The following is a 9,239-nucleotide window of genomic DNA, read 5'->3' as shown; positions in this document are numbered from 1 at the left end:
CATCATTTTTAACCCCTCCTTTACTGGACTTCTCTCTTTTAAGTATAACTTGAAAAAAGCAAAAAAAGAGGCACAAATTCGAACTGTTCCGAGTTTGTGCCTCTTTATAAAAATCAAGTACCTTAAGTTAATGACATTGGTACTATGATTATCTCTTTTTTTTGATCACTAAAATACCAGTTGAAAAACTTGAAGAGCCAATCTTTATCTATATTGATTTTTCTCATGGAACAAGCTACAACGATTACATTCGTTCGATGCTCTTAACTTTACGAAGTATGCATATTGTTTATGAGGAGAAGTTGAGTAACAGAACTCAAATCTATCTTTCTGATTTTGCTATAGAAGGGCTGCCTTGTGAGCAGATGATTTGGAAGCGTCCTCCGACACCAGATGATTGGGGCGAATTGGGGACACTTTTATTAACTGTTAAGGGGGAACAGCATGGATAAAAGAAAATGGAAGTATTGGATTTTTCCAACAATTCTATTTTTTCCGATGAGTACTTTTTGGTTTGAAACTTATGAATGGATCGCTGGACAAGAGCATTCTTCAAAAAAAACGATTCAGTATTTTAGTACAGAAACAACAAACAATACTTTAGTAATTTCAAATCACAGTGAAAAAGAGATCAGAAAAAAATTAAAAAATATCGAGGACAAAATAATGACTTTAGAAGAAGAACTTTATTTACCAGAAGGGGAGGAATCAATAGTATTGCCGCTATACCTTTCCAGAATGAGCGGCTCAATTCTTTTTGGTACTCATTTTGTTAAGGGGGATAAATAAGTGAAAAAGCAATTAATAAGTAAGCTCAATACGGTCGTTGTGTTAGTGGGTATGTTGTTGAATATTATGCCAATACAGGTATTCGCTGAAACAACGAATACGATTGGTATTAAGCTAAGTGAAGCAATATTGCTGGATAAAGATGGAAACGAGATTACAAAGGAGAATCGAATTGCTGCTGATGCAGAGGTAACAGCAAAAATTCATTGGGAGCAAAGTGAAGAGGGGCTGCTTGAAGATGGTACCGTTTTATCCTATCAGCTACCTGAGAATCTCTCTTTTCAAAAGGTGTCAGGTGACTTGAAAGATGGTCAAGGCCAGTATCAGGTGGAAGATAATTTATTAACGTTTTCATTAAATAAGAATTATGACCGACAGGAGGAGAGCGAATTAGCTGATCCTGAGACGGTTAAATTTTATACGGGTGATTTAGAACTTACTGCGAAAACAATAATTTCAGATGTTGAAGAAGAAGCGGTTCTATTTGAAGAACATGTTTCACCAATTCTGTATTATGAACTCACTAATGCAGAGACAGAAGAGACAACCAGTGCAACAAGAAATTCTGATCTATCACAAGAAGAAACTAAAGAGACTACCGAGAGGGAAGCTAAAAAAGAAAAAACAACGAAAAAAGCAGAACGAGCTGTTATTAGTGATTTCAATGTGACAGGTTTGAAGCTTGAGAAGGCTTCTAGTACTGCACCAAGCGGTTGGGTAGAAATTCAAGCAGGGGATAAAACAAACGTTGGAGATTTTATTCGGTTAAAAATCGATTGGGAAATTTTAAATTCGTTATCCATTGCAAATGGTGATTATGTTGAAATTGATTTGCCAACTATTTTCAAATTTGCTCCAACGGCAAAAATTCCTTTGAGTATTACTGTAGATGGTCAGTCGTATATGATTGGTGATTATCAATTGCTTACTGTGGGCGATCATTCAAAAATTCGAATAGAGTTTAATGATACGATCAAACAAAATAATATTACCTCAATTACAAATGGGCATTTTACTTTCCAAGGTTCACTAAACGAAACAAAAGGTGAGCAAGAGAAAGTTGAAATTGGATCAATTACGTTACCAGATTTTGAAATTGGGGATCCAGTTTTAAATGAAATCGGCCCTGGAACCTATCAAGACTTCAGTAAAGAAGGGTCACAAAGACAAAATGAAAATGCACTTAGCTGGAGAATTGTCACAAATTATCCAGATTTAATGCGAGCGTACAAAGGTGAGGGGTTACAAAATCGCTATGAGAATTCAGTAATGGTTGATGAGTTAGCAGAAGGGCTTGAGTTTACATCTCTTAATATCCAAATTCCTGTTCTGCTAGCCGATGCTTCAGATGCCTCTAAGTTGTACGCGCGTCAAGTAGATTCGTTAAGCGTAAATACGAATCAAGTTTCGCCACTGAGCACGTATCAAGACAGTTATGATTTTGTTAAAAATTCTCCAGCTGGTACGTATACTGTTTTTACAGACAGTGTTGGAAAACAAAAAGTGATCATGAACATGGGAACTTTCCCAGTGACACAAACGGGAGATAAGACAAACTGTTTGAGTCTAAGTCAATCAAAGTCAGATGCTATTCAAAAAATTAGTACAGCATATGATTCAAATACAACTCTGCCCTCAGCAAACAAGGCTAATACATTAAAAGCACTAGAAAACTTGTTTGATGCTAGTCAGGATACTGGAATCGTGGGATTTCTAGTGAATATTGTGACTAAAGTGGATGACGATCATTTAGGACAAACAACCTTTGATAATAAAGCTAGCATTGATTATGATGGTGATCGCAGCGTTGATGCTGAAGCCAATAATGTTCATTTTCAAGATATCACTGGTGGTGGTACTGGCACAATTCCTAAAGGAACTGTTGAAATTATCAAAAAAGACCAGGATTCTAAAGAAAATTTACCCAACATCGTTTTTTCAGTTGTGAAGTACGATGGAGATGTCGAAGGAATAGAAGTAGATCGTTTAACAACGAATGATCAAGGGAAAGTAAAATTTGAAAATTTGGCGATTGGAAAGTATAAGATCAAAGAAATTTCAGGTTTAGAAAATTATAGTCCTAAAATGATTATTGAGAATCAAACAGGATTAACTACTGATGGCGTTTTTGAAATAAAAGCAACAGACTCAGCAGGGTTTCAATTTACGATTCTTAATAAAAAAATGACTGTGAAACATCAGCTGAAAGCGACTAAGACGCTATCTGGTCGTGATTTACAAGCGAATGAGTTTGAATTTGAGTTGTTGGATGATCAGGGAAATATTCTGGACACGAAAAAAAATGACGGATCTGGTGATGTGCTTTTTGAAGAAATTGCTTACGACAAAGCAGGTACGTATGAATACACGATCCGAGAAAAAGCTGGAAGCGACAGTACGATCAACTATGACAAAGCAACTTATACCGCGACAGTAACAGTGAAAGATACAGGCGGGAAACTAGAAGCGAGCGTAGTCTATTCCGGAACAGTGAACTTTGAAAATACGTACACGCCAGCGTCGGGCAGTGCCGTGTTAGAAGCAACGAAGACATTAACTGGGCGAGAGCTGCAAGCAGGCGAGTTCGAGTTTGAATTAGTAGACGCTCAAGACAAAGTAGTGGATACAAAGAACAATGACGACACAGGAAACATCTACTTTGATGCAATTGCTTACGACAAAGCAGGTACGTATGAATACACGATCCGAGAAAAAGCTGGAAGCGAAAGTACGATCAACTATGACAAAGCAACTTATACCGCGACAGTAACAGTGAAAGATGTTGGCGGGAAACTAGAAGCGAGCGTAGTCTATTCCGGAACAGTGAACTTTGAAAACACGTACACGCCAGCGTCGGGCAGTGCCGTGTTAGAAGCAACGAAGACATTAACTGGGCGAGAGCTGCAAGCAGGCGAGTTCGAGTTTGAATTAGTAGACGCTCAAGACAAAGTAGTGGATACAAAGAACAATGACGACACAGGAAACATCTACTTTGATGCAATTGCTTACGACAAAGCAGGTACGTATGAATACACGATCCGAGAAAAAGCTGGAAGCGACAGTACAATTGGCTATGATAAAACCGAATACAAAGCTACAGTCACAGTGAAGGATACAGGCGGTAAACTAGAAGCGAGCGTAGTTTATTCCGGAACAGTGAACTTTGAAAATACGTACACGCCAGCGTCGGGCAGTGCCGTGTTAGAAGCAACGAAGACATTAACTGGCCGAGAATTACAAGCAGGCGAGTTCGAGTTTGAATTAGTAGACGCTCAAGACAAAGTAGTGGATACAAAGAGCAATGACGCATCAGGAAACATCTACTTTGACGCAATTGCCTATGACAAAGCAGGTACGTATGAATACACGATCCGAGAAAAAGCTGGAAGCGACAGTACAATTGGCTATGATAAAACCGAATACAAAGCTACAGTAACGGTGAAGGATACGGGCGGTAAACTAGAAGCGAGCGTAGTTTATTCCGGAACAGTGAACTTTGAGAACACATATACTCCAGCGGCAGGTAGTGCCGTGTTAGAAGCAACGAAGAGCCTGACAGGCCGAGAATTACAAGCAGGCGAGTTCGAGTTTGAATTAGTAGACGCTCAAGACAAAGTAGTGGATACAAAGAGCAATGACGCATCAGGAAACATCTACTTTGATGCAATTGCCTATGACAAAGCAGGTACGTATGAATACACGATCCGAGAAAAAGCTGGAAACAACAGCACCATTAATTACGACAAAACAGAATATCAAGCAACAGTAACTGTAAAAGATATCGATGGGAAACTGGAAGCGACAGTAGTCTATTCTGATACTGTGAATTTCGAAAATACGTACAATGAACCTGGCAATGGGGAAGTAACATTGAAGAAGATAGACGATAAAACGGGTCAAGTACTTGCGAATGCAGAGTTCGAGCTGCAAAATGAAAAAGGTGAATTGATCAAGGGGTTAGATAAGATTGTTACCAATGAAAAAGGTGAAGTGACAATCTCTAATCTTGAAGTAGGTAATTATCAAGTCGTTGAAACAAAAGCACCGCAAGGGTATGTAATTGACAAAACACCAGTTAAATTTGCGATAACGAAAGAAAATACTGCTAAAAAAGAACTGGTTAAAGAGAACAAAAAGCAATCGAAAGGTATTTTTCTTAAGAAAACAGATAGTACAAATCAAAAGGTTCTAGCCAATGCTGAATTCAAATTACAAACAGATTCAAAGAAAGTCTTAAAAGAAAAACTGACTACAGATGAAAATGGCTTGATTTATTTGAGTGATTTGGAACCTGGAAAATATGAGTTTGTCGAAACAAAAGCTCCAGAAGGGTATAAAATTGATAAAACACCTGTTAGTTTTGAAATCAATGAGAATGAAGCAAAAGTAATTAAGCTAGTGAAAGAAAATGCTCCATTATTGCCAAACGTTAGCGAATCAAACAAACTTTCTTTCAAGTATTTTACTGGTAACACAGGTAGCAACGGAAAAAGTGGGATTTTACCTAGAACCGGTAGCAAAAATCGCATAAGCTTCGTTTATCTTGGAATAATGATTTTACTGGTGGTGCTTCTAATCAGCTATAGACGATATAAGGCTCGTAAGATTGATTAAAAAATGTTAAGTATTTTTCAATACTCGTAGGTAAAGGGAGTTTTTTTCATGGGAGAAAGCCCACAGTGGGTTTTAGATTTTAGTAAAGAAGAATTAGAATTTGTTAAAAATTTTATTCTTACTTCAGGGTCAATTAAGGATATAGCAAATATCTATTCGATCAGCTATCCAACGATTCGTAAAAAATTAGACAGATTGATTCAGAAAGTTCGAATTAGTGAACGAAAGGAAAATGATTCGCTCGTACTTTTAATGAACGAGTTGGAGAAAGAAGGAAAGATCAATCAAGAAGTTGTACAAAAGGTTGTTTCCGAGTACAACAAATCTTTAAATTGCTTGATTTGATAACAAGAATAATCAATGTTTGAGAACGCAGTGTTGGTATCCATTTCCAGTTTTGTATAAGAAATGGATACCAATACTGTTTATTTGGTTTCACATAGCATGCTCATCTGTTGGAAAGTACTTCGGGACAACGTTAATTATTGATTCTACGTACTGTGAAATTTTTTAGTTAAATAGACTATAAGTGCATAGATAAATATTTTCCAAATACATCTACCAAATTATTCAAATACTGATACGCGATAAAGGATTAATCAACAGAACCTGAATAGAAGGAAAAATTATTTTGAAGTATCTTAGTGATCCATTCCCCCCAGTCTTCTGAGAACAAAACACTTTTCATCGTTGCTATGCTCGTTGCACCATGAATAACTGCCCAAATAGCTGTAAGGTTGTACATAATCGATTCATCTGAAAAATGTTGCGCTTGCAATTTTTGAACAACCGCCTTTTTTAGAATATCAAAGGGTGGATAGTTATCTTGGTCAATGTTGTCCATATTGACTTCAATCCCTACAAGGTTAAAAGTAAAATTGAAGTATTGTGGATTATCAAGAAAAAACTGTAAGTAAATATTTCCGAGCTTGGTTAATAAGTCAGGATCGTTCGAGTATCTTTCAGATGCTTCATTCATAATGTGAGTAAATTTTTTTGTGATATGCAGCTGCATAGCATTCAGCAATTCTTGCTTATTCGAAAAATAAGTATAAGGTGCTGCATGGCTGACCTGACATTCTTTTGCTACTTTTCTTAGTGAGAGCCTTTCCAACCCTTCTGTTCGTACAATTTTTATTCCGGCAGCAATTAAATCATTACGCAGATTTTCGCGATGATAGCTTTGAGTATTATTCATAAGAAAGCCTCCTAATTCTCTTTACATAGTTTAGCTAGTTAGATGAAAATTATCAAATAACTATTTTAAACTTTTTTTACAATTTTTATCTTTACAACGTAAAGATAAGCATTTATTATGGAAGGCGCTGGCTTTTTAGCCAAATAGTACATAGCAAGAGACTACTTTCATCGTTTTAAACTAGCGGCAACGCTATGAAAAGCTATTTTTTGTGAATCACTTTGGGAGGGATAGGATGGATTTTTATCAAGTTCTAGGAACAAGTAACAGACGCAGATTGCAACTAATTGAGATATTGTATTATAATCGTGAAGGCGTTTCAAGTGAGCGAATTCTTAATGAATTGAACTGCTCACTACCACTTTTATTGAGCGATATAAAGTTGATCAATGAACGACAAACAAACTTTATTGTTGAAAAAGAAAAGGGCGTCTATCGTGTAAAGCTCAAAAAACAAATAGGCATTGGAAAAGTATACTCTGAGGCATTGAACAACTCGCCTGAATTTCAAATCATCGAACAGCTCCTTTATGAGCAATGTGATAATATTTCAGAATTATCGAAACGAGTATTTTTAAGCTTTTCTAATGCTCAACGTTTTCTGAAAAAAATGGAAAATAAGTTGAGCGAAGCAGGAATTCAATTGTGTTATAGACCCTTGCGGTTAGAAGGCAAGGAGAGTGTCATTCGGCACTTCTTTTACCGCTATTTTATTGAAAAACAGTACGCAGTGAAGATTGTGTTGCCTAAGTTAAAAGAGTACCAGTCGAAGACAATTGAAGCGTTTGCCGCTAAATTCACAGAAATCAATCGCTTCAATAAAAAATACATTTTTCAAAAGCGATTAACTTACAACATTTTTATCAGTCTTTGGCGAATCAAAAATGATCATCCTTATCCTGAGGAAGAATTGCGCACAACAGGATTGATTCTACCAGAAAAAAATGAAGTGAGTGAATTTCGAGACATCGTTTCCGAAGCATTTCGATTCCAGTTGACAGACGAGATGATGCGTGATTGTTTATGGCTGTCTTTTTCGGATGCAATTGTTTTCAGCAAAAGCCACAGAGAAGCTGCACTTAAGGATAATGCTCGCTATAAACAGCTATTTAATGCCCATCAACAGCTTGTTGAACAATTTATCGACTTAACTGGTGGAACCGTTGATATGGAAGAAATTAATGAACTAACCACAGTCCTATTGAATGATACGTATCTTTATGATGCGAAAGAGGGCGAATTCTTGACCATACTGCGTAACAGTCGAAAGACTTTTTTAGAAACAGTGAAGCTGATACATCTTCATGCAGTAGAAGAAGTAACGAAACTCGTTCAGAATTTTGTTCAGGAAAATAAGATGTATCAAAAACCCGATTATATTTCAAATTATGTGTATCTATTATTAACAGGCAAAGTAGATAGTTTAGAACTATTGGCATCCTATGATAAAACTATTCGTCTATTGTTAATTTCTGACCTCTCTCCAACAGAGGAAGAATACATTTCAGCGGTTATTACACAAATGGTTTACGGTAATTTTGAAATCTATCATTTTGAAGATTTATGGAATGAAAACGGAAATCTGGTGGATAATATTACCAACTATGATGCCTTGATTACCACAGGCGCCATGGAAGAACTACCAAAAGAATTTCCTGTAGTTCCCATAGAACCGTATGTTACACCACAAATGATTGTTACGATTCAAAATCTAGTAAATGAGTTACCGAAAAAACGGTCATTGGTAAGCTAGTTTTCATTATGTTCGTCTCCTCAAGGGAGGAATACATATTTTTTCGTTTGTAGAAGTCAATGCTTTGTCATTTAACCAGTAACAAAAAGAAGCCCCCAAAAAGTTGGTGCACCAACTTTTTGGGGCTTCTTTTTGACCATATAGCTGTGTTAAGAGAACTTTCTTTAAGCAAATTTTTCAGCAGGAATATCTTTTTCTCTGTGGTTTATTCTTCTAACATTTTTCGAGTATTCGTCACTTCTTTTTGCTTTTTTTTCTTCTATTTTTGATCATCGGAAAAATGGGAACATCAGCAATACCTAAGTCGACACCAATAGATTTAGCTCTGGAGTATGGATTGATAAGTTAATCTGGGGGAAAATTGCTGAACCAAATAATAAACGAGAGACTACTATGTGCTAAATCACATATATATGAGATAAACTAAGGATATTAATATATAAATAACTATTTTTTTGAATATTTTATAGAATTATCGCTTTTTTGTGATATTATGTTTTTAGGCATTTCGGTCACTGTCTTTTTACACAAAATTAATTCATAAATGATTAATCTGCTTGGCGGAAAACAAGCGTTAATTATTTTCTAGACTACCCGTATTGTAGCTGTGACCGACTACAGACTATATCTAAAACAGGGTAGATTTTAATCATCATGTTTAAACTTCTTCCTGCCAGTCTTTTATGACTGGTATTTTTTTAATTAATTTAGGCAGAAGTCGCCCATCCTCTACAGGTGGGTGATGAATGCCGTTCGGTATGAGGGGTGCCTTTGGTCACTCGAAAACCGACACCTAAGGCATATTGCCTTTTTATTTTATCTCATGTTATAATCAGTCTATATAAGAAATGGGTTGATATAACAATGGAATTGGACACAAATAAC

General features: G+C 36.3%; 6 protein-coding genes. 5 read left to right on the top strand and 1 reads right to left on the bottom strand.

The features are described from left to right. Positions 1-161 precede the first annotated feature (161 nt). Genes KQI58_RS21960 through KQI58_RS21945 form a run of 4 tightly spaced genes read left to right on the top strand, consistent with a single transcriptional unit; the run spans position 162 to position 5,748 of the window. A complete protein-coding gene (locus KQI58_RS21960) occupies positions 162-452 on the top strand; it encodes a hypothetical protein (RefSeq protein ID WP_253296088.1) in 291 nt (96 codons plus the stop codon). Further along, a complete protein-coding gene (locus KQI58_RS21955) occupies positions 445-789 on the top strand; it encodes a hypothetical protein (RefSeq protein ID WP_216411067.1) in 345 nt (114 codons plus the stop codon). Before KQI58_RS21960 ends, KQI58_RS21955 begins: the two co-directional genes overlap by 8 nt. Further along, complete coding sequence (locus KQI58_RS21950) at positions 790-5,403, top strand: Spy0128 family protein (protein ID WP_216411066.1); 4,614 nt, start codon at positions 790-792, stop codon at positions 5,401-5,403. A gap of 48 nt (positions 5,404-5,451) precedes the next feature. Then, on the top strand, positions 5,452-5,748 hold the full coding sequence (locus tag KQI58_RS21945) for a DUF2089 family protein (protein ID WP_216411065.1): 297 nt from the start codon (positions 5,452-5,454) through the stop codon (positions 5,746-5,748). 250 nt (positions 5,749-5,998) lie between these two features. Here the strand turns inward: KQI58_RS21945 and KQI58_RS21940 are convergent, their stop codons facing one another. Continuing rightward, complete coding sequence (locus KQI58_RS21940) at positions 5,999-6,601, bottom strand: TetR/AcrR family transcriptional regulator (protein ID WP_216411064.1); 603 nt, start codon at positions 6,599-6,601, stop codon at positions 5,999-6,001. 235 nt (positions 6,602-6,836) lie between these two features. On the opposite strand from KQI58_RS21940, the gene KQI58_RS21935 reads away from it, so the two are divergent. Further along, positions 6,837-8,354, top strand: coding sequence for a helix-turn-helix domain-containing protein (locus tag KQI58_RS21935; RefSeq protein ID WP_216411063.1), 1,518 nt, complete (start codon positions 6,837-6,839; stop codon positions 8,352-8,354). The last annotated feature ends 885 nt before the right edge of the window (positions 8,355-9,239 follow it).

The organism is Enterococcus raffinosus (assembly GCF_018917525.1).
Lineage (GTDB): Bacteria > Bacillota > Bacilli > Lactobacillales > Enterococcaceae > Enterococcus_A > Enterococcus_A raffinosus_A.
Note: the sequence above shows the minus strand (reverse complement) of the source record. Positions and strands in the feature narration are given on the sequence as shown.